Here is a 25,614-nt window from a genome sequence, read left to right as displayed (position 1 = left end):
GCTGAAAGCATTCCGAAAGGATGCTCGGCCCGAAAAATCGCCGGACCGATTTCCCCGGGCATCTGACAAGGTCCTCACGTCCCGGATCCGGGGAACGCCTCCGCTCCGCCCGCGCATAGGCTGGAGGCATGGAGAAGGTGGTCAAGAGTGACGCCGACTGGCGTGTCCAGCTGTCCCCCGAGGAGTTCCGGGTGCTCCGCCAGGCGGGCACCGAGCGTCCGTTCACCGGAGAGTACGTCGACACCAAGACGACAGGGGTCTACTCCTGCCGTGCCTGCGGAGCCGAGCTGTTCCGTTCCGACACGAAGTTCGACTCGCACTGCGGTTGGCCGTCGTTCTTCGAGCCGTCGGAGTCCGAGGCCGTGACCCTCATCGAGGATCACTCCCTCGGCATGACCCGCGTCGAGGTCCGCTGCGCCCGATGCGACTCACACCTCGGGCACGTCTTCCACGGGGAGGGCTACCCGACCCCGACCGACGACCGCTACTGCATCAACTCCGTCTCGCTGCGGCTCGTGCCGAGCGAGTAGCGTCCGCGCATGAGGTCGCGGGCCGCCCGGCGAGCGGCTCGCGACCGTGATTGACGGCATACGCCAAGTCACGGCCGGCGCATGCGCGTACCAAGGCCGGGGTAGGAGAACGCCTGCGGGTCCTGCGGCCGCGTGAGCCGGCAGGTTCCGTCCCGCCCATGTCTCTTCGCGGAGTTCCCGGCTCGCCGCGGCGCGCGGTGTCTCTCCTGCTCCGACTTCGCCTCCTGGCGGCACCCAACCGCGCCAAGTGATTCACAAGCAGGATGTACCGGAAATTGCGGTCAATCGCTCAGACTTCGGCCGCGATCGGATCCATGGGGTCTCTGCGGGCTTCTTCCAGCCGGACACGGGGGTCATCGAATTCCGCCCGCGCCGGAAGGGCGTCGCTTGTCGCTGCTCCCAATGTGAGCTGGTCAGGCTTATTCCGAAACATCGGTACAACCGGTGGAACGCTTCTGCTGCCGGGCACTCCCGCTCCCCCTTTTCGACCGCCGTCCAAGTGGACCTCAAGTCGCTCTCAAGATCGCGAAAGGACACTTCTCCTGGAGATCCCCGCCTTCGGGCAAGGAAGTGAAGGAGAAAATCATGAGAACACGCGGAATCACCGGTGCGGCGGTCGCCGCCGCCCTGGCCGGTGGGCTTCTTGTCCCGGCGCTTCCGGCCTCGGCCGCCGTCCAGCCACCAGCGACCGTCACCATCAGGACCAGCGCGATCCTGGAACCGCAGGCTGGCGCCAACCTGTTCCTCAAGTGCCCCGACACCCACCCGTGGTACACGACCGCAGTGATAACCGGCTACTACACGTGGTCGGGGACCCCGCCCTACCCGCTGAAGCAATACCGGCAGCAGATCTCCGTCTTCTTCAAGAACGAATCCCGCTCGAAGGACATGCTGGCCGAGATCCAGCTGGAGTGCACTCCGGTCAGGCCGTTCTAGGGCTTACTCAACTTAAGCCGCTCTTCGCAGGCCAAGGAAATCGTTCCCACCCCATATCGCTCCGCGCAGCTGAATCCAACGATGCCGGGCAGCCGATTGATCACGAAATCCGCTAAGGCGTGAAGAGTCACTTCAGTTCAATGCCGATTCAGCAGTGGCGTCGGCAGGAAATTGTGTGGAGTCGCATCTGCGCCTGGATGCGATGAAGAAAGAGAAGGGTCCGCGTGCACCTACGCCACAGGTGGGAGACCATCGAGGCCATCGGCCTGGTGGTCACGCAGCGATGCGAGGTCTGCGGCAGGACCCGGGTGCGGGTGCGACGGCCGGAGGCTCCGAGCCGGAGCCTCCCCGTCCCGGACCTCCCGGCCCAGAGCCTCACCGTCCCGGACCCCCCGGCCCAGAGCCTCCCCGTCCCTGACCTCCCCGATCCGGAGCCCCCTGGCCCGGAGTCCCTTAGTTCGGGGCTGGATGCGTGAGCCGGCAGGAGTCGTCGCCTCCGCCGAGGATGTTGGCGAGCACCGGGTTGCCGTTCTGGCCGAACTCCGCCTGGACGAACACGACCGGGTGCTCGTCGCCGACCTCCTGGACGAGGTATTCGAGGCCCCGCTTGCACAGGTCGATCGCGGACCTGGAGTTGTGGGCGGACTCCGGCAGGTTGGTGTAGATCCGCAGGTACTTCCCGATGGTCCGTATGTCGGTGATCCGCTTGACGGCCTTGTCGCCCACCCACCGCTTCTTGAAGTAGCTCATGGCCTTGGCGTCGGTGTGCTTCGACGGGCCCGAGGCCGTCTTCGCCGCCCCACGCGCCTTCTTGGCGCCCGTGCTCGCCGCCTCGACGCCGGAGCCCTTCCCGGCCGTGTCCGGCGTCGCCGAGGGCACGCCCGCGACGCTCGGCGCGAGCGTGGGGACACCGGACGCGGACGCGCCGCCGCCGGGCCGTACGAACACCCCGCCGATCGCCACGGCCGCCACCACGATGGCGGCCAGCCCGGCGAAGACCTCCAGAACCCGTGTCCGGCGCGCCTTGCGCCGCCGGTGCCCCCCTCGCCTGGAACGTGCCAGACTCTTGCCCCTGTTCACCCTTTGCCTCACGTCGACATGGGATATCCCCCTGAGTATGCCAAAGATCGCGGACTCGTGTGGGTTGTTCCCACGATGATAGGCATGGGGCATTTGGGGCAAGAGTGATGCATGTCCTGCTCTACCGGGCCTTGTAGGGAAATGACCGCTTATGGCAGGGCGGCCACCAGTTCCTCCAGCGGCTTGCGGGTGCCGGTGTAGAACGGGACCTCAAGACGGGTGTGCCTGCGGGCCTCGGAGGCGCGCAGGTGCCGCATCAGATCGACGATGCGGTGGAGCTCGTCGGCCTCGAAGGCCAGGATCCACTCGAAGTCGTTCAGCGCGAACGACGCCACCGTGTTGGCGCGCACGTCGGGGTAGTCACGGGCCATCTTGCCGTGCTCGGCCAGCATGGCCCGGCGCTCGGAGTCCTCAAGGAGGTACCACTCCAGGGAACGCACGAACGGATAGACGCAGACGAAGCCCCGCGCCTCCTCCTCGGCGAGGAACGCCGGGATGTGCGACTTGTTGAACTCGGCGGGGCGGTGCAGCGCCATCACCGACCACACCGGCTCGCTCGCCCGTCCAAGAGAGGTGCGCCGGAAGCGGCCGTAGACCTCCTGAAGATCCTCGGGCGTGGAGGCGTGCCACCAGAACATGTAGTCGGCGTCGGCCCGGAAGCCCGCCACCTCGTAGGAGCCCCTCGTCACGACGTCCTTCTCGGCGGCCTGCGACAACACGGCCTCGACCTCGTGGGCGACCTGCTGGCGGTCACCCGGCAGCGGCTCGCGCACCCGGAAGACCGACCACATGGTGTAGCGGATGACCTGGTTGAGATCGCGCGCCTTGGGCCGCGCACTGCTCTCCGTCACTGATCGCACTCGCCTTCCATCGACAGCTTCAATCGCCTGACGCCAGCGGGGCTCTCAGCGGGTGCCGGCCGCTCGCTGGTCCTCACGCCATTCTCCCCCGTGCCGCTCCCGCAGGTACGCCAGGACCCCCGCCGCGGCCGTGCGGGCGGTCGCGACGCAGGCCGGGATGCCCAGCCCGTCGTAGGCGGCCCCGCAGACCGCGAGGCCCGGCTGCACGGCGACCGCCGCGCGGACGCGCGCGACCCGGTCGAGATGGCCCACGTCGTACTGCGGCAGGGCGCCGCCCCAGCGGCTCACCCGGGTCGACAGGGGAAGCCCGCGCGCCCCCATGATCTCGGCCATCTCGGCCATGGCGAGCGCCACCAGCTCGTTGTCGTCGCGCTGGAGGACGAACTCCTCGCCCAGGCGCCCGATCGAGCAGCGCAGCACCAGCAGGCCGGGGTCGCTCTCGGCCAGATGGGGCCACTTGACCGTGCTGAACGTCACGGCCTTGACCGCCCGTCCCTCGATCGGGGGCACCAGGTAGCCGCTGCCCGCAGGTTGCTCGGGGAACGCCCCGCGCGGGTAGGCCAGGGTGACGATCGCCATGCTGGCGTACTCGATGCGGGCCAGCTCCGCGGCGGCCTTGGGCACCTCGTCGCCGAGCAGCCTGCCCGCCGCCGGCGCGGGCACCGCGACGATCACCGCGTCGGCCTCGATCGTCTCGGGCTCTCTCGTGGGCCCGGCCACCAGCCGCCAGCCGGTGCGGGTGCGCCGGAGCTCACGCACCATGACGCCGGTCCTGATGTGGGCGCCGGACGCCGCCGCGACCGCCTCCGGCAGGCTGCCCATGCCGCGCTTCAGGGTGGTGAAGACCGGGCCCGCGTCCTTCGGCGCCTCGTCGCTGATCGCGCGGGCGGCCCGGAGCAGCGAGCGCTCGGTGCGCGCGATCGTCGCGACGCGGGGCATGGTCGCGTCCAGCGACAGGAACTCCGCGCGCCCGGCGTAGACGCCGCCGAGCAGCGGCTCAACCAGCCGGTCGACGACCTCCCCGCCCATGCGCGCCCGGATGTACGCCGCGACGGAGACATCGGAGCTCACCAGCGTCGCGGGCAGGATCTGGTCGAGCGGCACCCGGGCGAGGCCCGCGGGCGACAGGATGCCCGAGCGGCCGAGCTGGACGACGTCGGAGGGCACGCCCATGACGTGGCCCCTGGGCATGGCGCGCAGCTCGCCCCGCGTCCAGACCGAGGCGCCCGTGGGGCCGGGGTGGACCAGCTCATCGCCGAGCCCGACCATGCGGGCGAGCTCCTTGCCCTCGGGGCGGCGGGCCAGCATGGCCTCAGCGCCCTCGTCCACCCGCATGCCCGCGACCTCGGAGGCGAGCAGCTTGCCGCCGATGCGCGAGGCGCCGTCGAGCACCGTCACCGAGAGGCTCTCGTCCTCCTGGCGGAGATGCCACGCCGCCGCCAGCCCGGCGATGCCCCCGCCCACGACCACGACGTGCCGCCGAGTCCCTTCCATGTCTCCAGACGTTACCCGCCCGCGAGCACCTCGTGCGCTGGTCACGGCGCGGCTCCGGGGCGGCGGGCGGAGAACGTGACGCCATTGTGACGCGGCCCGCTCAAACCGGGTGCTCGCCGGTTTCGTCAACAAGGGCATGAGAATCCTACGGAGCCGCCCGTCCCTGATGGTGACCCTGGCGGCAGTCGTCCTCGCCGTCTCCGCCTGCGGGGGGTCCGGGGACCAGTCGAGCTCGGGGACCGCTCCGGCCGATCCTGCCGCGCGGCGGCCGGCGGAAATGCCCGCACAGGCCGACACGCGGGCGGGCGGGAGCGGGGCCGCGGGCCAGGGCTCGGGGGACTCCGCGTCCTCGTCCAAGGTCGAGGTCAAGCAGGCGGACCGGGCGATCGTCTACACCGGCGAGATGGCGGTCCGCGTCAAGGACGTGACCGTCGCGGCCGACAAGGCCAAGCAGATCGTCACCGCGGCGGGCGGGCGCGTCGACAGCGAGCGGTCGACCTCGTACGGGCGCGAGGGCAGGTCGGCCATCGTCTTCAAGATCCCCCCGGACCGGTATCCCGCCGTGGTCGACCAACTGGGCAAGGACCTGGGCGTCCGGGAGTCGCTGAGCCTCGGCACCGAGGACGTCAGCCAGCAGATCGCCGACGTGGACAGCCGGGTCAAGTCGTCCAAGTCGGCGCTCGACCAGGTCCGAAAGTTCATGTCCAGGGCGAAGACCATCGCCCAGGTGCTGGAGGTCGAGCGGGAGATCTCCACCCGCGAGGCCGATCTGGAGTCGCTACAGGCCCGGCAGAGGACCCTGGCGGCCCAGACGGCCCTCGGCACGCTGACCCTCAACCTCGTCCACGTCACCCGCCCCGCGCCCACGCCCCCCAAGCCGGCGCCGCCGAACTTCCTCAGCGGCCTCAAGGCGGGCTGGCACGCCCTGGCGACCACGACGAGGATCGCCCTGACGGTCTTCGGCGCGCTCCTGCCCTGGCTGGTGGTGCTCGGCGTGCTCTGGATCGCCTACGTGGCCGTACGGCGGCGCGTGCCGTCCCTCCAGCGCCACGCCACCGCGCGACGACCCGCACCGGACGCCCCCGATAGACCGGACGTCCCCGGGAAGCCGGACGCCCCTGGGAAGCCGGACGTCCCAGAGAAGCCGGACGTCCCTGAGAAGCCTTACGCCCCCTGGACGCCCGTCGCGCCCGAGGAGGGGGAGAGCCCCCAGCAGGACGCCCCAGACGCTCTTGACACTCCTGAGGGGCCCCCGGAGCGGTGATCAGCGGACGGACACCTCGTGCACGAAGTCGGTGAGGCGGGCGAGCTGGCCGGGATCGGTCGTGGGCAGCACCCCGTGGCCGAGGTTGAACACATGGCCCTCCGCCGCCCGTCCACGGGTGACGATGTCGCGGGCGCGGGCCTCCACGACGTCCCAGGGCGCGAACAGGACCGCCGGGTCCAGGTTGCCCTGGAGCGCCTTGCCGGGGCCGACGCGGCGCGCGGCCTCGTCGAGCGGCACCCGCCAGTCGACGCCCACCACGTCGGCGCCGGCCTCGCCGAGCAGCCCGAGCAGCTCGCCGGTGCCGACGCCGAAGTGGATGCGCGGCACGTCGAGGTCGGCCAGGCCGGCGAAGATGCGGCTGGTGTACGGGAGGACGAACTCGCGGTAGTCGCCGGGGGCGACGGCGCCGACCCAGGAGTCGAACAGCTGGACCGCCGAGGCGCCCGCGTCGATCTGCAACCGCAGGTAGGCCAGGGTGATGTCGGTGAGACGGCTCATCAGCGTGTCCCACAGCGCGGGCTCGCCGTACATCATGGCCTTGGTGTGGTCGTGGTTCTTGGACGGCCCGCCCTCGATCAGGTAGGACGCCAGCGTGAAGGGGGCGCCGGCGAACCCGATGAGCGGCGTGGGGCCGAGCTCCTTGGTCAGCGCGTGGATGGCCTCGGTGACATACGGCACGTCGCCGGCGTCGAGGGCGCGCAGGGTGCCGACCGCGGCGGTGTCCCTGATCGGGGCGGCGACGACGGGGCCGACGCCGGGCTTGATGTCGAGGTCGATCCCGATGGCCTTGAGCGGCACCACGATGTCGCTGAAGAAGATCGCCGCGTCCACCCCGTACCGCCGCACGGGCTGCATCGTGATCTCCACGATGAGGTCCGGCGTCGCGCACGCGGTGAGCATCGGCACGTCGGCGCGCACCGCGCGGTATTCGGGCAGCGAGCGCCCGGCCTGGCGCATGTACCAGACGGGCGTGTGGGGCACGGGAAGTCGCCGGCAGGCACGGACGAACGGGGACTCGGCGGTCTCGGGATTCACCTATCCAGGGTGCCACGGCGAGGGGCCGGTCCACGCACCGCGTGCGTGCCCTGTCGTCCCGGGACCGGCGCCGGGGCCTGATACCAAAGCTTGCCGCGAAAAAGATACTTACCGGGCTGATGTCCCGTCATGCTAATGAAGCCGCGAACCGTACACTATGTCTGGTTCGGTAGGCCGGTTCGGGCCCGAACGGTCGCCTGCCGCGTCAAGGCAATCCCAAGCGCGGGTAAGGTACGTCTCACGTGAGGTCCGTGATCATGTCGCGGCTGGCTCAAATGTTCGTCAAAACACCGCGCGGCGCTGATTCCGTGACCACTTTCGGGACACGCCGAGCGCGTTGCGGGGAAATGTCGCCGTGACGTGTCAACGTCGGACCAGTCATCGAGTTCACGGACAAAGGCGCGCGGGTGGGAAGCGCCGGCCCGGCGACGCGCACTCCTGTCCGTCCGTACTCTCGATCCCGGGACCCGACGAAAGGCTCGCGATGACCGCGATGTGGAGTTCCACCGAGCACCGCACTGTGCGTTGTGCGCTCATTGCCGGCGAACGGGGATACGAGCGGCGACGCCGCCTCTACGGGCACGACGACGGCCGCGACCGGGATTCCGTGAAGCGCGGCGACGGCCCGGTGATCGCGGCTTGATCACCACCCGTGCATCCGGCGCATACCCCCCCGCTTCCGGCATCGCCCACTCCGGCCTACGCTGCCATCATGACCATCGGTGACGCGCCACCGGCGCCTGCCGCATTCCGGCGGGCCCTGGAAAGCCTGCGTCCCGCCGAGGTCAGGCCCGAGATCGAGCTGGAGGACATCCCCGCCCCCCAGCGGCTCGCCCCCTACTCCGGCGCGGTCGGAGCATCCGTCTACCGCGACGACGACGAGCTCGCGGTAGGCCGGCTGATCATGTTGTTCGACCCCGACGGCCAGCGCGGATGGGACGGTCCCTTCCGGTTGGTCGCCTACGTCCGCGCCGACATGGAGCCGGAGATCACCTCCGACCCGATGCTCGGGCCGGTGGCGTGGAGCTGGCTGACCGAGGCCCTCGACTCACGCCATGCCCGCTACGCCGCCGCGGGCGGCACGGTCACCCGCGCCGTTTCCGAGGGGTTCGGCAACAAGGCCGACGACCCGGTCACCACCGAGCTGGAGCTGCGCGCGTCGTGGTCCCCCCTGGAGGAGGACCTCTCGGCGCACGTCGCCGCCTGGTGTGACCTGATGTGCCTCGCCGCGGGCATCCCACCCCTGCCACCCGACGTCGCGGCCCTCCCGCAACGGTCCGCGCGTCGCGAAGACCCGGAGTCCTTCAGGACGTGACCGACGACGAAATCATCCCCGCATCCGAGATAGTCCCGCTTCTGGAGCCCCGCGAGGGCATCCCGCCGGTCATCGAGGACCCCGCCGCGCTCGCGGCGGCCGTACGCGCGTTCGCCAAGGGCACCGGCCCGGTCGCCGTCGACGCCGAGCGCGCGTCCGGCTACCGCTACAGCGGCCGGGCGTACCTCGTGCAGCTCCGCCGCGCCGGCGCCGGCAGCGCGCTCATCGACCCCATCTCCTGCCCCGATCTGTCCGAGCTGGACGCGGCGCTGGCCGACGCCGAGATCGTCCTGCACGCCGCCACGCAGGATCTCGCCTGCCTGGCGGAGATCGGCTTCACCCCCCGCAAGCTGTTCGACACCGAGCTGGCCGGACGGCTCCTCGGCTACGAGCGCGTCGGCCTCGGCACGATGGTCGAGAACGTCCTCGGGCTGCGCCTGGAGAAGGGCCACTCGGCGGCCGACTGGTCCCACCGGCCGCTCCCCGAGGACTGGCTGCGCTACGCCGCGCTCGACGTCGAGGTGCTCATCGAGCTGCGCGACATGCTCCACGACGAGCTGGCCGCCGAGGGGAAGCTGGCATGGGCGCAGGAGGAGTTCGCGTCGATCCTGGCCGCTCCCCCGGCGCCGCCGCGCACCGACCCCTGGCGGCGCACCTCCGGCATCCACCGAGTGCGCTCCCTGCGCGGCCTCGCAGTGGTCCGTGAGCTGTGGACGTTGCGCGACGAGCTGGCGCGCGAGGCCGACCTGGCACCCGGGCGGGTGCTGCCGGACTCGGCGATCGTGACCGCCGCGCTGGAGCAGCCGCGCACGACCAAGGCCCTGACCGACATAGCCCCGTTCACCGGGCGCAGCGCCCGGCGCCACCTGCGCGACTGGCTCAACGCCATCGGGCGGGCACGCGTGCTGTCGGAGCCGCAGCTCCCCCAGCCGAGCGGCCCGGGGGACGGTCCCCCGCCGGCCAACCGCTGGGCCGACCGCGATCCGGCCGCCGCCAAGCGGCTGGCGGGCGCCAGGGCGGCGGTGGCGGCGCTGGCCGAGACCCATCACATGCCCACGGAGAACCTGCTCCAGCCGGAGGCCATCCGGCGGCTCACCTGGGAGCCTCCCGCCGACCTCGACGAGGGGGCGGTGGAGGCGCGCCTGCGCGAGCTGGGCGCCCGCGAGTGGCAGATCGCCCTGACGGCGCGTCCCCTGTCGGCGGCCTTGACCCGTCTGGCCGCCAAGGACGAGCCCAAAGAGTGACCGCCTTTACGAAGTAAGGTTCCCTCACACCCTCGCGGTCAGGCGTTCGCCGCGGGCCGGCCCGCGTCCGCCGGCTCGTACGCGGACGCGGTGAGGCGTCCGCCGGCTCGTACGCGGACGCGTCAGGCGTCGGTCAGCTTTCGCACGCTCTCGCGGAGGACGACCTCGCCCTCGACGGGCGTCCGTCTCGGGACGTCCTCCCGTGTGAGCGCGAGGTCGAGCGCGAGCGACCCCATGCGCGCGAGCGGCAGCCGTACCGTCGTCAGCGCCGGGGCGAGGTCGCGCAGCGAGGCGATGTCGTCGAACCCCGCCATCGACAGATCGCCCGGCACGTCGACCCCCTGCGCCCTGAAGGCGGCCAGCGCCCCGACCGCCATCACGTCGTTGACCGCGAACACGCAGGTGGCGCCGGTCTCCATGCGGACCAGCTCCACGGCGGAGGCGTACCCGCCGTCCCTGTCGAACCCGCCGTGAACCACGATCGGCGCGGGCAGGCCGAGCTCGCGGAGCCCCTCGGCGAAGCCGGCCGCCCGGTCGATGGCGGTGTAGAGGTTCGTCGGCCCCGCGAGCACGGCGAACCGGCGGTGCCCCTGGCCCGCGAGCGCGACCGCGAGCTTGCGCGCCCCCTCGTGGTTCAGGGGCGCCACGGTGTCGGTGCCGAGCAGGTCCTGCCCGATGATGGCGACCCGGCCCCCCGAGGCGCGGTAGAAGTCGAGCTCGGCGCGCAGGCGCCGGATCATGGCGTCGTCCACGACGCGCGACCCGGCGATCAGCACCGCACGGGCCCGCTGGGCGTTCAGCGTGGCGACCAGGGCGATCTCGCGCCGGGGGTCGCGGTAGGTGGTGCCGAGCGTCACCACCATGTCGTGCAGGTCGGCGGCGCGGATGGCCCCGTCGGCGATGGCCGCGAAGTAGGGGTCGGTCAGGTCCTGGATCACCAGGCCGACGACGTTGCTCGCGCCCCGCGCCAGGGTCTGCGCGGCCGCGTCCACGCGGTAGCCGAGCCTGGCCGCCGAGGACTCGACCCGTGCCCGCATGGCCGCTCCCACCTGGCGGCTGCTGCCGTTGAGCACCCGCGAGGCGGTCGCCAGCGACACCCCCGCGTCCCTGGCGACGTCTTCCAGCGTGACCATGGTCTTCCTCCCGTGCCCCGCCCGGCTCCCTTCTCATTGTCCAGCGGTCTCCGGCGCCCGCGCACGGGTCTATCGTTCGGAGGCGTCGTGGTCCTGCGAAAGGGTCACCGCACGGCGACCGGGGGCCGGTCGCCGACCCGGCTGTGCCGCATGCCGTACACGAAGTAGAGCACGACCCCGATCGCCATCCAGATCACGAACCTCAGCCACGTCTCGACGGGGAGGTTCAGCATGAGGTAGAGGCAGGCCAGCACCGACAGGATCGGCACCAGCGGGACCAGCGGCGTACGGAAGGCGCGGGGCAGGTCGGGCCGGGTCCTGCGCAGGATGACGACACCGGCGGAGACCAGGATGAACGCGAACAGCGTCCCGATGTTGACCAGCTCGGCCAGGGCCGACAGCGGGATGAGCCCGGCCAGCAGCGCCGTCGCCACGCCGATGATGATCGTGATGCGGTACGGGGTGCCGAAACGGGGATGGACGGCGGCCAGCCCCCGGGGAAGCAGGTTGTCGCGGCTCATGGCGAAGAAGATGCGGCTCTGGCCGAGCATCAGGATCATCACGACGGTCGTGAGCCCGGCCAGGGCGCCGACGCTGATGATCGTGGCCAGCCAGTCCTGGCCCACGACGCGGAACGCGCCCGCCAGCGGCGCCGACCGGCTGAGCCGGTAGTACGGCTGCATGCCGACGACGACCAGCGACACCGCGACGTACAGGACCGTGCAGATCACCAGGGACGCGATGATGCCGATGGGCAGGTCGCGCTGCGGCTTCTTGGTCTCCTCCGCGGCGGTGGCCACCACGTCGAAGCCGATGAAGGCGAAGAAGACGATGGCCGCGCCCGAGAAGACGCCGAGCACGCCGTAGGCCGCCGGGGAGACGCCGAACAGCACCTGGATCAGCGGCGCCTTGAGGCCGTCCGCCGCCGGGATGGGCTGGGACGGCGGGATGAACGGGCTGTAGTTGGAGCTCCTCACGAAGAACAGCCCCGCCACGATGACCAGCAGCACGACGGCCACCTTGATCGTGACCACGACCAGGTTGAACCGCGCGGACAGCTTGATGCCGGCCACCAGCACGGCCGTGAGCGCGAGCACGATCACGACGGCGGGGACGTTGAAGGCGGCGTGCTCGCCTGCGAGCGTGGCGGGCAGGTGGATGCCCAGAGTGGCCAGGAGCTCGGCGAAGTAGCCGGACCATCCGACCGCGACGACCGCGCCGCCGAGGGCCAGCTCCAGCATCAGGTCCCACCCGACGATCCACGCGGGGAACTCGCCGATGGTGGCGTACGAGAACGTGTACGCGGAGCCGGCCACCGGCACGGTCGAGGCGAACTCGGCGTAGCACAGGGCGGCGAGCGCGCAGACGACGCCCGCGACGACGAACGAGATGGCGACGGCCGGGCCGGAGGTGTCCCTGGCCACCTGGCCCGTGAGGACGAAGATGCCCGTGCCGACGATCACGCCCACACCGAACACGGTCAGGTCGAGGGCGCTCAGGTTGCGGCGGAGCCGGTGCTCGGGCGACTCGGTGTCCTCGATCGAGCGCTCGACCGTCTTGGTACGGAAAACAGACATGGGCACGCCCCCTGATCGTCTTTGATCGCGCAGGACGCCTTCCGCGAAAGCGCGGGTCATGCGTACCCCCCGACCGGACAAACATTCCTCTCTGTGCCCGGGGAGGCGAACCCGACCGGCTTTCGGCCGGCCGGAACGTGAGGGGAATGACCAGGCGAATCGGGGGATCAAGGGGGACCTCCGCGGGGCCGGACCGGCCCCGCGGAGCGGCGTGTCAGCGCGCGGGGTCGCCCTCCAGCATCGGCGAGCGCCTGGCGACCGCCTCGGTGATCTCGCGCGCGAGATCCTGGCCGGTGAGGCCGATGTCCGTGAGGATCTTGGCCCGCTTGGCGTGGTCGAGGAACCGCTGCGGGATGCCGAAGGTGCGCACCGGGACGTCGACGCCCGCGTCCCTCAGCAGGCGGGCCACCGCGTCGCCCACCGCGCCGACGCGGCCGTTGTCCTCGACCACCGCGACGAGCCGGTGCGCCGCCGCGGCGGCCACCAGGGTCTCGGGAAGAGGCTTGACCCAGCGGGGGTCGACCACGGTCGCCGAGATGCCCTGCGCGTCCAGCAGCGTGGCGGCGTCCAGCCCGGCCTGGGCCATCGGGCCTGCGGCCACCAGCAGCACGTCGGCCTCCTCACCCCCCTGCCGCAGGACGTCCATCTCGCCGAGCCTGCCCACCGCCTCGATCTCGGCGCCGACCGCACCCTTGGGGAACCGGACCACGGTCGGGCCGTCGCCGACCTCGACCGCCTCGGCGAGCAGCTCGCGCAGCCGCGCGGCGTCGCGGGGCACGGCGATCGAGAGCCCCGGGATCACCTGGAGGATCGACAGGTCCCACATGCCGTTGTGGCTGGCCCCGTCGTCGCCCGTGACGCCCGCGCGGTCGAGCACGACCGTGACCGGCAGGCGGTGCAGCGCGACGTCCATCAGCAACTGGTCGAAGGCGCGGTTGAGGAAGGTGGCGTAGAGGGCGACCACCGGGTGCAGGCCGCCGAGCGCGAGCCCCGCCGCGCTGGTCAGGGCGTGCTGCTCGGCGATGCCGACGTCGTAGGTGCGGTCGGGGTAGGCCTCGGCGAACGCGGCGAGGCCGGTGGGGTGGAGCATGGCGGCGGTGATCGCCACGATGTCGTCGCGCTCGGCACCGAGCCGCACGAGCTCCTGGCTGAACACGTTGGTCCAGCTGTGGGGCTTGGGCTGCTCCTCGCCGGTCAGCGGGTCGAACGGCTGCGGCGAGTGGAAGCAGTCTTCGTCGTGGTTCTCCGCGGGCGAGTAGCCGTACCCCTTGGTGGTGAGGACGTGCACGATGACCGGCCCGCGGAAGTCGCGGGCCTTGCGCAGCGCCGCCTCGACGGCCTGCTCGTCGTGGCCGTCGATCGGGCCGACGTACTTCAGCCCGAGGTCCTCGAACATCACCTGCGGCGCGAGGACGTCCTTGATGCCCTTCTTGACGCCGTGCAGCGTCTCGTACAGCGGGTTGCCGACGACGGGCACCCGGCCGAGGTTCTGCTTGACGAACTCCAGCACGTGCTCGTAGTTCTGCGTCATGCGCAGCGACGCCAGGTGGGAGGCGAGGCCGCCGATCGTCGGGGAGTAGGACCTGCCGTTGTCGTTGACGACGATCACGAGCGGGAGGTCGGGGTCCTTGGCGTGGCCTGCGATGTTGTTGAGCGCCTCCCAGGCCATGCCGCCGGTGAGCGCGCCGTCGCCGATCACCGCGACGACGGTGCGGCCGGTCTCGCCGCGCAGCTTGTAAGCCTTGGCCAGCCCGTCGGCGTAGGACAGGGCGGTGGAGGCGTGGGAGTTCTCGATGACGTCGTGGCCGGACTCGGCCTGGCTCGGGTAGCCCGACAGGCCGCCCTCCTGGCGGAGCCTGACGAAGTCGCCCGCGCGCCCGGTGAGCATCTTGTGGACGTACGCCTGGTGGCCGGTGTCCCACAGGATGCGGTCGGACGGCGAGTCGAAGACCCGGTGCAGCGCGATGGTCAGCTCGACGACCCCGAGGTTCGGGCCGAGGTGGCCTCCGACGCGGGAGGTGGTGGAGATCAGGAGTTCACGCAACTCGGCGGCGAGGGCCGGCAGCTCGTCGGCCTCCAAGCGCTTGAGATCTCCCGGACCCTTCACGGACTCCAGCAGGCCGGCCCGCCCTGCGCCCGAACCGTTGGTTCGCTGGCTCCGCTCGCTCACGGAATCATCCCCTCCGCCTGTTGTCGACCACGCCCGAGTCTATTTGCCCGGGAGCCCCGTCCCAGCGGCGCTCCGGGCTCGCCTAAGAGTCTCACTCTCTGGACTCTCTTGGGCCAACCTCTCGAAACCTCCATAGCTTGTCCACGTTAGATCGGTTTTACGCCAAGTAGGCGGCTCGCGTACCCTCACGGGACCATGCGAACGTCCTCACTTGCCCTCCTTTGTGTCGTGATCGCCAGCTCACTGCTGGGCGGTACGGCCAACGCGGCCACGGCGCGCTTCCCGATCAGGAACGCGGACACCCTCACCAAGAGCCCCCTGTACGCCTCGGGCCGCCTTCCCGCCGCTCCCTGCCCGGAACCGGCGGTCCAGGCGGGGAGCGTGGCCTCGGTGAAGGCCTACCTGGTGCCCCTCGTGAAGTGCCTGGACGCCGCGTGGGCGGCCCAGTTCGCCAAGGCACGCCTGCCGTTCGCCAAGCCGCGTGTGAGCTTCATCACCAAGCCCCAGAAGATCTGCGGCAGGAAGTGGGCCAAGAACGTCCAGGCGATCTACTGCAACGCGAGCCGCCACATCGTCGTCATGCTCGACAGCGCCGTCGTCGAGGACCCGGAGGACCTGTTCCTCATGGACGTGATCGCCCACGAGTACGGCCACCACGTGCAGAACACGGCGGGCCTGTGGCGCGCCTACGACCGGCTGCCCAACAACGGCAAGGCCGAGTTCTACGAGCAGACGCGCCGGCACGAACTGCAGGCCGAGTGCCTGGCCGGGGTGTTCATCGGCAGCGTCTGGCCCTCGCTGCACCGTACGGCCGAGGACTGGAAGGCCCTGCTCGACGACGACCTGCAGAGCGGAGACGAGACCGGCGACGTCCGCGACCACGGCAAGGGGCGCAACATCGCCAACTGGCTGAGCCGCGGCTACAAGGCCGTCTCCCCCTCCGCCTGCAACACCTGGATCGCCTCCTCGGCGATGGTCGCCTAGAACGCCCGCACGCCACCAGGTCCGGTAAGCCCATTTATCGGTCCTTGAGTGGATATAGCGGCTAGCCTGCCGTGCTGTGATCATTCGAAGGATCTCCATCGCGCTGTCCGCCGGGGTGCTGGCGAGTCCTCTCTTCGTGGGGACGGCACACGCCGCCCCGGCGTCGGCGGCCGGCTACCCGATCAGGAACACGGCCGCGCTGACCGGGAACGCCCTCTACGCCTCCGGCAGGCTCCCCACGTCCGAGTGCCCGGAGAAGCCCGTCACGCCCGGCAGCGCGGCCTCGGCCAAGAGGTACGTCATGCCGCTCTTCGCGTGCCTCAACGAGTCGTGGGCCGCCCAGCTGAAGAAGGCCCGTATCCCGTTCTCCAAGCCGCGCCTGCAGTTCATCTCCCGGCCGCGGCGCGTGTGCGGCCAGAAGTGGCCCTCGAACGCCCAGGGCATCTACTGCCCGTCGTACCGACGGATCGTGGTCCTCCTCGACAAGTACCTCACCCGGCAGGCCGAGGACCTGTTCCTGATGGACGTCATCGCCCACGAGTACGGCCACCACGTGCAGAACATCTCGGGCATCGAACACGGGTTCGGCAACCTGCCCCACCGGAGCAAGACCGAGTCCGACGAGCAGCTGCGGCGGCTCGAACTCCAGGCGGAGTGCTTCGCGGGAGCGTTCATCGGCAGCGTCTGGGACTCCCTGGACCGGACCACCGACGACTGGGAGTACCTGCTCGACGCCACCCGCGAGAGCGGCGACGAGATCGGCAAGGTCCGCGACCACGGCAAGGGGCGCACCATCGCCAACTGGCTGAACCGCGGCTTCAAGGCCGCCGGCCCCTCCGCCTGCAACACCTGGATCGCCGGCTCCACGATGGTCGCGAGCGCCCCCCAGGGCTGACCGCCCGGGACGGCGCGTCGCCGCCGGCTAGGGGCCGACGCGGGCCAGGGCTTCCAGGGGGTCGGCGAGCACCTGGGCGAAGGCCAGCTCGGCCGCCCCCACCAGGGTGGTGTCGTCGCCGAGGGCGGGGGTGCGCAGCCGCAGGCTCTCGCGGGAGGCGTGCAGGACGTCGGTGGTGATCCGGCTGCGCACCTGGGCCGCCGAACCCAGGTAGATCTCCCTGAGCATGCCCCCGAAGACGACGATCTCGGGGTTGAGGATGTTCACCAGGTTGGCGACGCCGAGGCCCAGCCAGTCGCCCACCCGGGCGAGCGCGTCCTGGGCGACGATGTCGCCGCGGTCGGCGGCGTCCACGACGGCCCGTACGGCGTCACGGCCGATGTCGGCGCCGAAGCGGCCCGCCGCCTCCAGCAGCGCCCGCTCCCCCACCTCGGCCTCCAGGCACCCGCGCGACCCGCAGCCGCAGGGACGGCCGCCTGCGTTGACGACCATGTGGCCGACCTCGCCGCCGTAGCCGCCCTGGCCGCCCAGAAGCTGACCCGCCGCGATGATGCCGCCCCCGATGCCGACGTCCCCATGCAGGTAGATGAGATCGCGGCAGCCCACGCCCACCCCGCGCGCCTGCTCGGCCAGCGCGCCGAGGTTGGCGTCGTTGCCCACCGCGACGGGGATGCCCAGCGCCAGCCTGGCCTCCAGCTCCTCGCCGAGAGGGACGTCCTGGACCCCCATGTTGGGGCTGAACCTGACGACGCCGTCGGAGCTGCGCACGCCACCGCTGAAAGCCACCCCCGCTCCGACGCAGACCGAGTCGGAGCGGGTCTTCTTCAGCATCTGCCCGGTGAAGGACGCGAGGCGCCCGACGACGTCGTCCATGACGAACGGCCCGCGCTCGCGGATGGCCTCGCGCCGGTCGAGGATGACGCCGCCCAGCCCGACCCGGGCGGCGACCAGCCTGTCGACGCCGATGTCGAACGCCAGGACGTACACGCGGGGCTCGGGCCGGACCACCAGCGACGGGCGCCCGGCCCGGCCGGTCTCCGTCGGGAGCTCCTCGCGCACGAGGCCCGCCGCGGTCAGGTCGGCGGTGAGCGCCATGATGGTGCTGCGGTTGAGCCCCATCTTGGTGGTGAGCTCAGATCGGGACGTGGGCCCGCTCAGATGGACGTGGCGCAGGAGGACGCCGAGGTTGTGGCGCCGGATCTCCTCCTGTGAGGGGCCCGCGCGCATCATCCGTGGTCCTCTGGTTCCTCGTGCGATCAGATCTGGGGTGCGGCCCGCCGCGACGGCGGGCCCGGATCGGCACGGACCTCACCTCAGGCCGGAGGCGGCGGCCCGCTTGCGGGACAGGGCGTCGACCCCGGCGGCCAGCAGCAGGACCGACCCGGTGACGATGTACTTCACGCTGGAGCTGTAGCCCATCAGGCCCATGCCGTTGTTGATGACCGCGACCACGGCTCCGCCGAGGACCGCGTCGATCACCCTGCCCTTGCCGCCGAACAGGCTCGTCCCGCCGATCACGGCCGCTCCTACGGCGAACAGGAGAACGTTGCTGCCACCGGTGTTGGGGTCCACCGAGTTGTCGCGCGAGGCGGCGATGATCCCGCCGATGGCCGCCATGCTGGAACAGATGACAAAGGCGCTGATACGGATCCGGTCCACGTTGATGCCGGCCCGGCGCGCGGCCTCGGCGTTGCCGCCCACCGCGTAGATGTGCCGGCCGAAGGCGGTCCGGCGCAGCACGAAGGTCCAGAAGACCAGCAGTGCCACGACGATCGGGACGACGATCGGCACGCCCTTGAGGGACACGATGAGCGCGTTGCGGCTTCGCTCGACGTTCAGGGCGTAGACGGCGAGCCCGCCGACCAGCGCGAGCGCGCCGACGCGGAAGGCGATGACCGTCGCGGGATCCACCGTCAGCCCCCTGCCCGCACGGCGTCGCGCCCGTATGAGCTGGACGGCGGCGTAAACGGCCACGCAGGCGATGTAGAAGCCCCAGCCGAGGGCGGGGGGGAGGTTCTGGTTCTCGATCGAGAGGACCGTCTGGTCGCGGACCGCGATGTTGGTACCGTCGTTCACCAGGATCAGCACCAGCCCCTGGAAGGCCAGGAACGCGGCCAGCGTGACCACGAACGACGGGATGCCGAGCTTGGCGACCAGCGCGCCGAGAGCGACCCCGATCACCACGCCGGTGACGATCGCCGCGATGACGGCGACGTACCACGGCTGGCCATGGTTGGCCAAGGTGGTGGCGAGTACCGCCGCGCACACGCCGCTGGCGTACCCGGCGGACAGGTCGATCTCACCGAGCAGCAGGACGAAGACCAGCCCCATGGCGATCACCGTGACGGCGGCGCCCTGGGTGAAGAGGTTGGCGAAGTTGATCGCGGTGAGGAACGCGGGCCGCAGGATCGCGAAGACGGTACACAGCACGACCAGCCCGAACACCGCCGGGAGAGCGCCCATGTCACCCCCGCGCACCCTCTCCGCGTAGCCGCGGACGTTGCTGCCGATGCTGGGGGCCTCCGCGGCCGCCCCCTTGCGGACCGTCGTCGCACTCATGCCGTGACTCCGTTGACGTTCTGAAGGCCAAGCTCTCCGCTACGCCCGGAGGTGATGAGCTCGACGACCTGGGAGTGGGTGACGTCCGCCGCCTTGACCTGCGCGGCCATCCTCCCGAGGTAAAGGGTCGCGATCCGGTCCGACACGGCGAAGACGTCGTTCATGTTGTGAGAGATCAGCACCACCGCGAGGCCGTTGTCGGCCAGCCGGCGCACCAGCTCCAGAACCTGGGCGGTCTGGGCGACGCCGAGAGCCGCGGTGGGCTCATCGAGGATCACCACCTTGCTGTTCCAGAGCACGGCCTTGGCGATGGCCACGGTCTGCCGCTGCCCGCCCGACAGGCTGGAGACGAGCTGGCGGATCGACTTGACGGTGCGGACGGAGAGGCTGTCGAGGGTCGTCGCCGCCATCTCCTCCATCGTCGCCTCGTCCAGGACCAGGCCGCTCTTCTTCTCCCTGCCCAGGAACATGTTCTGGACGATGTCGAGGTTGTCGCAGAGCGCCAGGTCCTGGTAGACGATCTCGATGCCCAGCTCGGCGGCCTCGCGAGGGCTGCTCACCTGGACGGGCTTGCCGTCGAAGACGTACTCGCCCGCGTCGATCGGGTGGATGCCGCCGAGGCACTTGACGAGGGTGGACTTTCCGGCGCCGTTGTCGCCGACCAGTGCGGTGACCTCCCCCGCGTACGCGGAGAAGGCGACGTTGTGCAGGACCTGCACGGGACCGAAGCTCTTGTCGAGCCCGCGGATCTCCAGGACGGGTTGGGATGACACGTTGCTCCTCAGAGACTGACGGCACGGCTCGCGCGGCCCCCCGGGGAGGCCTCTTCGGGAGGCCTCCCCGGGGGCACGATGCCTTACCGGACCTCGCTACTGGATTCCGGCCTCGGTGCACTTGTCGGCGAAGTCGCCGGTGCACAGCTCGTCCTTGCTGACGTATCCGTCGGCGACGACGTCCTTGACGTTGTCGGCGAAGATCGCCTGCGGGTCCAGCAGGACCGAGGGGACGTCGCGGCCGGTCTCGGTGTCCTTCACCGATCCGCTGACGGTCGGCTTCTCACCCTTGGCCAGGGAAATCGCGAGCTCGGCCGTGGCGTCGGCCTCCTTCTTGACCGCCTTGTAGACCGTCATGCACTGGTCGCCGGCGAGGATGTTCTGCAGGCCCTGGACGGTCGCGTCCTGGCCGGTGACCGGGACCTTCCCGTTGAGCTTCTGCTTCTTCAGGACGGCGATCGCGGCGTTGCCGAGACCGTCGTTGGCCGCGAGAACGCCCGCGATCTTGGGCTCGGCGGTCAGCATCTGCTCGAAGATCGTGCCCGCCTGGGTGTTGTCCCAGTCCGGCACCGACTGGTCCGGGCCCTTCTTGTAGTCACCCGAGTCGTACTTCGGCTTGAGCACGCCGTCGTATCCGGCCTTGAACAGCGTCGCGTTGTTGTCGGTCGGTGAGCCGTTCAGCTCGGCGATCAGCGGCTTGTCGGCCTTCTTGTCGGTCAGGCACTTGACGAGGCCCTCGCCCTGCAGGGTGCCGACCTTGGTGTTGTCGAAGCTCACGTAGTAGGAGGCGCTGCCTCCCAGTGTCAGGCGGTCGTAGTCGATCGTGGCCACGCCCTGCGACTTGGCCTTGTCCAGGACGGCCTTGCCGGTGCCGCTGTCCAGGTTCACGATCACCAGGACCGTGGCGCCGTTGGTGATCATCTGGTCGGCGATGGTCTGGAACGCGGTCTTGTCGCCCTGGGCGTTCTGGATGTCATAGGCCACGTTGGCGGCCTTGAACGCCTCTTCGAGGTACTTGCGGTCCGCGGTCTCCCAGCGGGCCGACGACTTGCTGTCGGGAAGGATGACACCGATCTTGCCCGGCTTGGCGGCGGCCGACGAGGCGCCGCCGGTGTTCTGGGCCGTGCTCGTGTCGCCGCTGTCGCCCCCGCAGGCGGTGAGACCGAGAGAGAGCGCCGCCGCGGCGGCTGTCAGGCCGAGGATCCCCTTGCGCATAGGTGCACCGGGTCCTTTCTGCATGAATGGCCACTTCGTGGGGTGGCGTGGGGGTCTGTTGGGGGTGCCCGGCCGAGCTCTGGCCGGGGGGAGGCAACGGCTTCGACCGGGTCTCGGCTTGGCCGTTTCTTTGAATGTTGTTTGCGGCAACGTATTCCTCTGTGAGCCCGCGCGCCAGACCTCCGGCGGTCAAAGTTTGTTGCCGCCGGTAACAATCAGGAAACGCAAGATTAACCGGCCAGGCTCTGCGTGATCAGCACGAAGGCCGAGGCAGCGGCCACCAGGAGGATCCCGGCCCGTACGCGCCCGCCGTCCAGGAAACGGCGCAGGGGTCCGGAGACGGCGAAGCCCACGACCATGAAAGGGATGAGCGCCGCGCCCGCGACCGCCGACCGGCCGGGCAGCTTGCCCACCGCGGCGAGGATGGCCAGGGACTGCGCGGCGGCGAGGAAGAAGTACATCGCCAGGGTCGCCCGGATGCGCGGCCCCGCGGCGTGCTGGTAGACGATCCCCATGGGCGGGCCCCCGATGCCGGTCGCCGTCCCGGTGACGCCGGACACGAAGCCCGCCGCGGTCAGCGTCGCCCCGTTCCTCGGGATCGCGACCGCCGTCGCGGTGACCGCCACCGCGACCAGCACCATCGCGCCGACGAGGATCCCGAGGGCCTGGGTGCTGACGTAGACGAGGACGAACGCGCCGACGGCGCCGCCCGGCAGCCTGCCGAGCAGCGCGAAGCCGAGACCGCGCCAGTCGACCATGCGCCACTCGGTGGCCAGGGTGAACAGCGGCAGCGTGACGTTGACGATCTGGATGGCGCCCGGCATCACGGTGGGGTCGAGCACCGTGATGATCGGCGCCGCCACCAGCCCCAGCCCGAACCCCACCCCGCCCTGGACCACGGCCCCGACAAATACCGCCAAACCGCCCAGAAAAAGTAGGAACATCTCATGGCTCACGCCGGGCACCGTAGACGGTGACAGCCCCTCACCCGCAACGGGTTATCCGGGCCGTTCAGGGGGCGGGCCACGGTCTGTGTCGCACCTCACCCCCCTTTTCCCCCTCTTTCAGTAGGTATGCCCCTAGTAGGCGGGTACCTGCATGGTGTTTACTGCATCTATCCATTTGGGATGTTCTGGTAGACAGATCACTGTGCCGGGAAGGTGTGGCATGGAGGGAATCGTCGAGTGTGGCGTCCACAGTCGCCGCGGTCTGCTGAAGGCGGCCGTCATGGGCCTGGCCATCCCGGCTCTTCTGGAGGCGTGCGGCGCGTCGCCGGCGCCGCCGGCGCGGTCAGGCGGGAACGCCTCCGCCGGGACCGACACCGGCAGGGACATCGAGCTGCTCCGGGTCTCGCTGCCCGGGTCGCTGTCGAACCTCTATCCCGGCCAGGAGTCCGGCATCCTGAACTACTACGTCGCCGGGATCTGCATGGAGGGCCTGGTCGGCGTCGACACGTCCGGCAAGATCGTCCCGGCCCTCGCGTCGAGCTTCGAGCGCACGTCACCGACGACCTACGTCTACACGATCCGCGCCGGCGCCCGGTTCCACGACGGCAGCCCGGTCACGGTGGAGGACGTCCTTGCCTCGATCGAGATGGCCAGGGACGCCAAGGTCTCGCCCAGCACCGCCGGATACTGGGCGGGGCTCGACAAGGCTGTGAGGTCGGGCGAAGGCGAGATCACCCTGACCAGCAAGACCGCCGCCGAGTCGTTCGCGTGGCTGCCGTCCAACGCCGACGCCCTGTGGGTCGCGCCGAAGGCCGTCTGGGAGAAGGCCAAGGGCCAGATCGGCGGCGTCCAGACGCCGCTCGTCGGGTCCGGGCCGTACAAGGTCACGAGCTTCGCCCCTGACTCGCACGTGGAGTTCACGCGCGTGGACACCTGGTGGGGGACCAGGCCGAAGGTCGCCAGAATACGGTTCGAGTTCATCGCCGACGACAACACGCGCCTGCTCGCATGGAAGGCGAACAAGACCGACATGTCGTTGAACGTGCCCCTGGCCCAGTCCCGGCAGTGGGAGGCGGTGGCCGGCACGCGGGTGGTCTACGCGCCGGACCGCTCCTACGCCGGCCTGACGTTCAACGTGTCGGCCAAGCCGTTCGGCGACGTCCACGTCCGCAAGGCCATCGCCCACGCCGTGAACCGCGACGCCGTCGTCGAGAAGATCCTGCGCGGCCGGGGCCAGGTCGCCACCGCGCTCTCGACTCCGGAGCAGTTCGGCGGCCTGTGGACGCCGGAGCAGGCGGCCAGAGAGCTGGCCGCCATCCCGCAGTACGAGTACGACCTGGATAAGGCCAGGCAGGAGCTCGCCCAGTCCTCGGTGCCCGGCGGGTTCACCGCCGCCCTCTCCTACCCGAACACCGGCCCCCACCTGGGCACGGCCGCGCTGGCGTTCGCCGCCGACCTGAAGAAGATCGGGATCACGCTCGACGTCAAGGAGCTGCCGATCGAGCAGTGGCTCGCCGAGCTGAACACCTTCCCCCCGCTGAGCTTCATGTGGTACTTCAACACCACCGGCGACCCCGGGGAGCTCGGGAGCTGGTTCCTCGCCGACGGCAACCCGGCCAAGTACGCCGGCAAGCGGGCCGCGGCGACGACCGCCGAGGCGGGCCGGGAGGCCGACCAGGCCAAGCGGGCCAAGCTGCTCATCGAGGCGCAGGCGGCACAGGCGGCCGACCTCGCCTACCTCCCGCTGTGGTGGGGGCAGGCCGCGGTCGCGTTCACCAGCGCCATCGGGGTGAAGGACTACACCTCCTACACCATGCTCGCCGGATGGCCCGGACACCTGTACGCGGCGAAGTGAACCGGCCCGTCCTCGCCTTCGTGCTGCGCAGGGCCGGCGCGACACTGTTGTTGCTGCTCGCGCTGTCCCTGCTCGTGTTCACGCTCCTCTACCTGGCCCCCGGCGACGTCGCCCGCAACATGCTCGGCACGCGGAACGTCACGCCCGAGGCGCTGGCACAGGTCCGTGCCCGTTACCACCTGGACGAGCCGTTCCTTTGGCAGTACTGGCGGTGGCTCTCCCACGCGGTCACCGGTGACTTCGGCACCTCCATCCGTACCGGGGGCCCCATCGGGTCGCTCATGCTCGGCAAGACGGGCGTCACCGCGGCCACGGCCGGGCTCGCGTTCCTGATGTCCGTTCTCGTGGGCGTCCCCACGGGGATCGCGACGGCCGTCCGGCGGGGCCACCGGCTCGACCGGCTGCTGGTCGCCGCGTCCGTCGTCGGGGTCAGCGCCCCCGGTTTCGCGGTCGGGCTGCTGCTGCTGTACGTGTTCGCGCTCGGCCTCGGCTGGTTCCCCATCTACGGAACAGGCGCCGGGTTCGCCGACGCCCTCTGGCATCTGGTCCTCCCCGCGGTGGCGCTCGCGCTCGGCCTCGGCGCCTTCGTCGTCAAGCTGACCAGGGCCGCCGTGATCCGCGAACTCGGCCAGGACTACGTGACCTTCGCCCGCGGCCGCGGCCTGTCCGAGCGGGCGGTGCTGCGGATCGTGCTGCGTAACGCGGCCATCCCGATCGTCACCAGCCTCGGCCTGATGGTGGCGTACCTGTTCGGTGGCACCGTGCTCATCGAGGTCACCTTCGCCCTGCCGGGCCTCGGGTCGCTGATGCAGGAGGCGGTGCTGTTCAAGGACATCCCCGTGGTGCAGGCGCTGACCCTCGTCGTCGCCCTCGTGGTCTCGGCGACGGCGCTCCTGGTCGACCTGTCCTACCTGCTGATAGATCCCCGTGTACGGGCGAGGACGGTGCGGCGATGAGCGGTCCGAGGCGGCGCCCGCCGGTGGTCGCGATCCTGTCGGCCACGCTGCTGGCCCTCGTCGCGATCTGCGCGGCGGCCAGGGAGCTCATCGCCCCGCACGCGCTGGACCAGGACATCTACCTCGGGGTCGTCGCCGGCGGCGTCGAGGGACACCTGTTCGGCACCGACCAGCTCGGCAGGGACATCCTCCAGCTCTCGCTGGCCGGCGCGCGTTCCGCGCTGGTCGGCCCGCTCGTGGTCGCTGTGGGGTCGATGCTGATCGGGTTCTTCCTCGGCACCGTCGCGGGCTACCGGGGCGGGATCGTCGACCTGCTGGCCGGCCGCTACGCCGACCTGCTGCTCGCGCTCCCCGCGGTGCTCCTGGCCATCGTCGTCGCCGGCATCATCGGCAGGGGCTACTGGGTCACCGTCGCCGTGCTGATCGTGCTGTTCTCCCCGTCGGACGTACGGCTGGTGCGCGGCGCCGTCATCGAGCAGGCTCCGCGTCCCTACATCGAGTCGGCCCGGGTCCTCGGCGTCCGGCCCTCCCGGATCATGTTCCGGCACATCGCTCCCAACATCCTGCCCATCGTGATCGCGAACCTCCTGCTGAACGTCGCGTTCGCGCTCGTCGCGCTGTCGTCGTTGTCCTACCTCGGCCTCGGCGTCCCGCCCGGCGCCCCCGACTGGGGACGCCAGCTCGCGGACGGCCGTCTGAAGGTGAGCCCTCTGACGGTGACGCCTCTGAGGGTGACGTCGGCCGGACGTCGGTCAGGGGGTGACGATCGTGGGGACCGCGAAGAACACG

The 25,614-nt window shown here is 70.6% G+C and carries 23 protein-coding genes; 10 read left to right on the top strand and 13 right to left on the bottom strand.

Going from position 1 to position 25,614, the window contains the following annotated elements; all coding sequences use genetic code 11:
- The first annotated feature begins 128 nt into the window (after positions 1–128).
- Entirely contained in the window at positions 129–530 is a 402-nt protein-coding gene (gene msrB / locus AB0B89_RS14955) for a peptide-methionine (R)-S-oxide reductase MsrB (RefSeq protein WP_358552502.1), read from the top strand.
- Here msrB and AB0B89_RS14950 read toward each other — a convergent pair.
- Positions 429–782: an NUDIX domain-containing protein gene (locus AB0B89_RS14950; RefSeq protein WP_358552524.1), complete on the bottom strand. Its 354-nt coding sequence runs from the start codon at positions 780–782 to the stop codon at positions 429–431. The two genes, msrB and AB0B89_RS14950, sit on opposite strands and share 102 nt — an antisense overlap.
- A gap of 333 nt (positions 783–1,115) precedes the next feature.
- Here AB0B89_RS14950 and AB0B89_RS14945 point away from each other — a divergent pair, with 333 nt between their 5' ends.
- Positions 1,116–1,466: a hypothetical protein gene (locus AB0B89_RS14945; RefSeq protein WP_358552500.1), complete on the top strand. Its 351-nt coding sequence runs from the start codon at positions 1,116–1,118 to the stop codon at positions 1,464–1,466.
- Between the two features lie 453 nt (positions 1,467–1,919).
- Here the strand turns inward: AB0B89_RS14945 and AB0B89_RS14940 are convergent, their stop codons facing one another.
- The 3 genes from AB0B89_RS14940 to hemG form a co-directional block, all read right to left on the bottom strand.
- Positions 1,920–2,558 carry a hypothetical protein gene (locus tag AB0B89_RS14940; RefSeq protein ID WP_358552498.1) on the bottom strand — a complete coding sequence of 213 codons (639 nt, stop codon included), beginning with the start codon at positions 2,556–2,558 and terminating at the stop codon, positions 1,920–1,922.
- A 137-nt stretch (positions 2,559–2,695) separates the two neighbouring features.
- Positions 2,696–3,397, bottom strand: a complete 702-nt coding sequence (gene hemQ, locus AB0B89_RS14935; RefSeq protein WP_358552496.1) for a hydrogen peroxide-dependent heme synthase — start codon at positions 3,395–3,397, stop codon at positions 2,696–2,698.
- Between the two features lie 54 nt (positions 3,398–3,451).
- The gene (gene hemG, locus AB0B89_RS14930; RefSeq protein WP_358552494.1) at positions 3,452–4,900 is read right to left on the bottom strand and encodes a protoporphyrinogen oxidase; all 1,449 of its coding nucleotides are present in this window, start codon (positions 4,898–4,900) and stop codon (positions 3,452–3,454) included.
- Between the two features lie 136 nt (positions 4,901–5,036).
- Between hemG and AB0B89_RS14925 the strand changes: the two genes are divergently transcribed.
- Complete coding sequence (locus tag AB0B89_RS14925; protein ID WP_358552492.1) at positions 5,037–6,164, top strand: DUF4349 domain-containing protein; 1,128 nt, start codon at positions 5,037–5,039, stop codon at positions 6,162–6,164.
- Here AB0B89_RS14925 and hemE read toward each other — a convergent pair whose 3' ends face one another.
- Positions 6,165–7,202 (bottom strand): uroporphyrinogen decarboxylase, encoded by a 1,038-nt coding sequence (gene hemE, locus AB0B89_RS14920; protein ID WP_358552490.1) that lies wholly within the window; start codon positions 7,200–7,202, stop codon positions 6,165–6,167.
- Between the two features lie 712 nt (positions 7,203–7,914).
- Between hemE and AB0B89_RS14915 the strand changes: the two genes are divergently transcribed.
- On the top strand, positions 7,915–8,517 hold the full coding sequence (locus AB0B89_RS14915; RefSeq protein WP_358552488.1) for a DUF3000 domain-containing protein: 603 nt from the start codon (positions 7,915–7,917) through the stop codon (positions 8,515–8,517).
- Positions 8,514–9,761 carry an HRDC domain-containing protein gene (locus tag AB0B89_RS14910; protein ID WP_358552486.1) on the top strand — a complete coding sequence of 416 codons (1,248 nt, stop codon included), beginning with the start codon at positions 8,514–8,516 and terminating at the stop codon, positions 9,759–9,761. The genes AB0B89_RS14915 and AB0B89_RS14910 overlap by 4 nt, the downstream gene beginning before the upstream one ends.
- Positions 9,762–9,883: 122 nt before the next feature.
- On the opposite strand, the gene AB0B89_RS14905 is transcribed toward AB0B89_RS14910, so the two are convergent.
- The 3 genes from AB0B89_RS14905 to dxs form a co-directional block, all read right to left on the bottom strand.
- Positions 9,884–10,894, bottom strand: coding sequence for a LacI family DNA-binding transcriptional regulator (locus tag AB0B89_RS14905; RefSeq protein ID WP_358552484.1), 1,011 nt, complete (start codon positions 10,892–10,894; stop codon positions 9,884–9,886).
- A gap of 104 nt (positions 10,895–10,998) precedes the next feature.
- Positions 10,999–12,471 (bottom strand): amino acid permease, encoded by a 1,473-nt coding sequence (locus tag AB0B89_RS14900; RefSeq protein ID WP_358552482.1) that lies wholly within the window; start codon positions 12,469–12,471, stop codon positions 10,999–11,001.
- A 214-nt stretch (positions 12,472–12,685) separates the two neighbouring features.
- The gene (gene dxs, locus AB0B89_RS14895; protein WP_358552522.1) at positions 12,686–14,590 is read right to left on the bottom strand and encodes a 1-deoxy-D-xylulose-5-phosphate synthase; all 1,905 of its coding nucleotides are present in this window, start codon (positions 14,588–14,590) and stop codon (positions 12,686–12,688) included.
- Between the two features lie 279 nt (positions 14,591–14,869).
- Between dxs and AB0B89_RS14890 the strand changes: the two genes are divergently transcribed.
- Positions 14,870–15,625, top strand: coding sequence for a neutral zinc metallopeptidase (locus AB0B89_RS14890; protein WP_358552480.1), 756 nt, complete (start codon positions 14,870–14,872; stop codon positions 15,623–15,625).
- A 76-nt stretch (positions 15,626–15,701) separates the two neighbouring features.
- A complete protein-coding gene (locus tag AB0B89_RS14885) occupies positions 15,702–16,520 on the top strand; it encodes a neutral zinc metallopeptidase (protein ID WP_358552478.1) in 819 nt (272 codons plus the stop codon).
- A gap of 27 nt (positions 16,521–16,547) precedes the next feature.
- Here AB0B89_RS14885 and AB0B89_RS14880 read toward each other — a convergent pair whose 3' ends face one another.
- From AB0B89_RS14880 to AB0B89_RS14860, 5 genes are all read right to left on the bottom strand, one after another.
- Positions 16,548–17,750: an ROK family transcriptional regulator gene (locus AB0B89_RS14880; RefSeq protein WP_358552476.1), complete on the bottom strand. Its 1,203-nt coding sequence runs from the start codon at positions 17,748–17,750 to the stop codon at positions 16,548–16,550.
- A 78-nt stretch (positions 17,751–17,828) separates the two neighbouring features.
- Positions 17,829–19,079, bottom strand: a complete 1,251-nt coding sequence (locus AB0B89_RS14875; RefSeq protein ID WP_358552474.1) for an ABC transporter permease — start codon at positions 19,077–19,079, stop codon at positions 17,829–17,831.
- Positions 19,076–19,852: an ATP-binding cassette domain-containing protein gene (locus AB0B89_RS14870; RefSeq protein ID WP_358552472.1), complete on the bottom strand. Its 777-nt coding sequence runs from the start codon at positions 19,850–19,852 to the stop codon at positions 19,076–19,078. Before AB0B89_RS14870 ends, AB0B89_RS14875 begins: the two co-directional genes overlap by 4 nt.
- A gap of 96 nt (positions 19,853–19,948) precedes the next feature.
- Positions 19,949–21,067, bottom strand: coding sequence for a substrate-binding domain-containing protein (locus tag AB0B89_RS14865; RefSeq protein ID WP_358552470.1), 1,119 nt, complete (start codon positions 21,065–21,067; stop codon positions 19,949–19,951).
- A 230-nt stretch (positions 21,068–21,297) separates the two neighbouring features.
- Positions 21,298–21,987 carry a TSUP family transporter gene (locus tag AB0B89_RS14860; protein WP_358552468.1) on the bottom strand — a complete coding sequence of 230 codons (690 nt, stop codon included), beginning with the start codon at positions 21,985–21,987 and terminating at the stop codon, positions 21,298–21,300.
- A 247-nt stretch (positions 21,988–22,234) separates the two neighbouring features.
- Here AB0B89_RS14860 and AB0B89_RS14855 point away from each other — a divergent pair, with 247 nt between their 5' ends.
- From AB0B89_RS14855 to AB0B89_RS14845, 3 genes are all read left to right on the top strand, one after another.
- Positions 22,235–23,869 (top strand): ABC transporter substrate-binding protein, encoded by a 1,635-nt coding sequence (locus tag AB0B89_RS14855; protein WP_358552466.1) that lies wholly within the window; start codon positions 22,235–22,237, stop codon positions 23,867–23,869.
- On the top strand, positions 23,839–24,825 hold the full coding sequence (locus AB0B89_RS14850; protein ID WP_358552464.1) for an ABC transporter permease: 987 nt from the start codon (positions 23,839–23,841) through the stop codon (positions 24,823–24,825). The genes AB0B89_RS14855 and AB0B89_RS14850 overlap by 31 nt, the downstream gene beginning before the upstream one ends.
- Positions 24,822–25,614, top strand: a 793-nt coding sequence (locus AB0B89_RS14845) for an ABC transporter permease (protein WP_358552462.1), incomplete at its 3' end; no start/stop codon positions are given. The genes AB0B89_RS14850 and AB0B89_RS14845, both read left to right, overlap by 4 nt.

The sequence above is a fragment of the Sphaerisporangium sp. NPDC049002 genome, assembly GCF_040649355.1.
Classification (GTDB): Bacteria; Actinomycetota; Actinomycetes; order Streptosporangiales; family Streptosporangiaceae; genus Sphaerisporangium.
The sequence above is the reverse complement of the archived record's forward strand: the minus strand, read 5'-3'. Positions and strand labels throughout refer to the sequence as shown.

Bases quoted from the DNA above. Each gene is read 5' to 3' on its own strand.
- AB0B89_RS14875 (WP_358552474.1), bottom strand. From the start codon at position 19,079: ATGAGTGCGACGACGGTCCGCAAGGGGGCGGCCGCGGAGGCCCCCAGC.
- msrB (WP_358552502.1), top strand. From the start codon at position 129: ATGGAGAAGGTGGTCAAGAGTGACGCCGACTGGCGTGTCCAGCTGTCC.
- AB0B89_RS14880 (WP_358552476.1), bottom strand. From the start codon at position 17,750: ATGATGCGCGCGGGCCCCTCACAGGAGGAGATCCGGCGCCACAACCTC.
- AB0B89_RS14855 (WP_358552466.1), top strand. From the start codon at position 22,235: ATGGAGGGAATCGTCGAGTGTGGCGTCCACAGTCGCCGCGGTCTGCTG.
- AB0B89_RS14900 (WP_358552482.1), bottom strand. From the start codon at position 12,471: ATGTCTGTTTTCCGTACCAAGACGGTCGAGCGCTCGATCGAGGACACC.
- AB0B89_RS14905 (WP_358552484.1), bottom strand. From the start codon at position 10,894: ATGGTCACGCTGGAAGACGTCGCCAGGGACGCGGGGGTGTCGCTGGCG.
- AB0B89_RS14850 (WP_358552464.1), top strand. From the start codon at position 23,839: ATGGCCCGGACACCTGTACGCGGCGAAGTGAACCGGCCCGTCCTCGCC.
- AB0B89_RS14915 (WP_358552488.1), top strand. From the start codon at position 7,915: ATGACCATCGGTGACGCGCCACCGGCGCCTGCCGCATTCCGGCGGGCC.
- AB0B89_RS14865 (WP_358552470.1), bottom strand. From the start codon at position 21,067: ATGCGCAAGGGGATCCTCGGCCTGACAGCCGCCGCGGCGGCGCTCTCT.
- AB0B89_RS14925 (WP_358552492.1), top strand. From the start codon at position 5,037: ATGAGAATCCTACGGAGCCGCCCGTCCCTGATGGTGACCCTGGCGGCA.
- AB0B89_RS14945 (WP_358552500.1), top strand. From the start codon at position 1,116: ATGAGAACACGCGGAATCACCGGTGCGGCGGTCGCCGCCGCCCTGGCC.
- hemG (WP_358552494.1), bottom strand. From the start codon at position 4,900: ATGGAAGGGACTCGGCGGCACGTCGTGGTCGTGGGCGGGGGCATCGCC.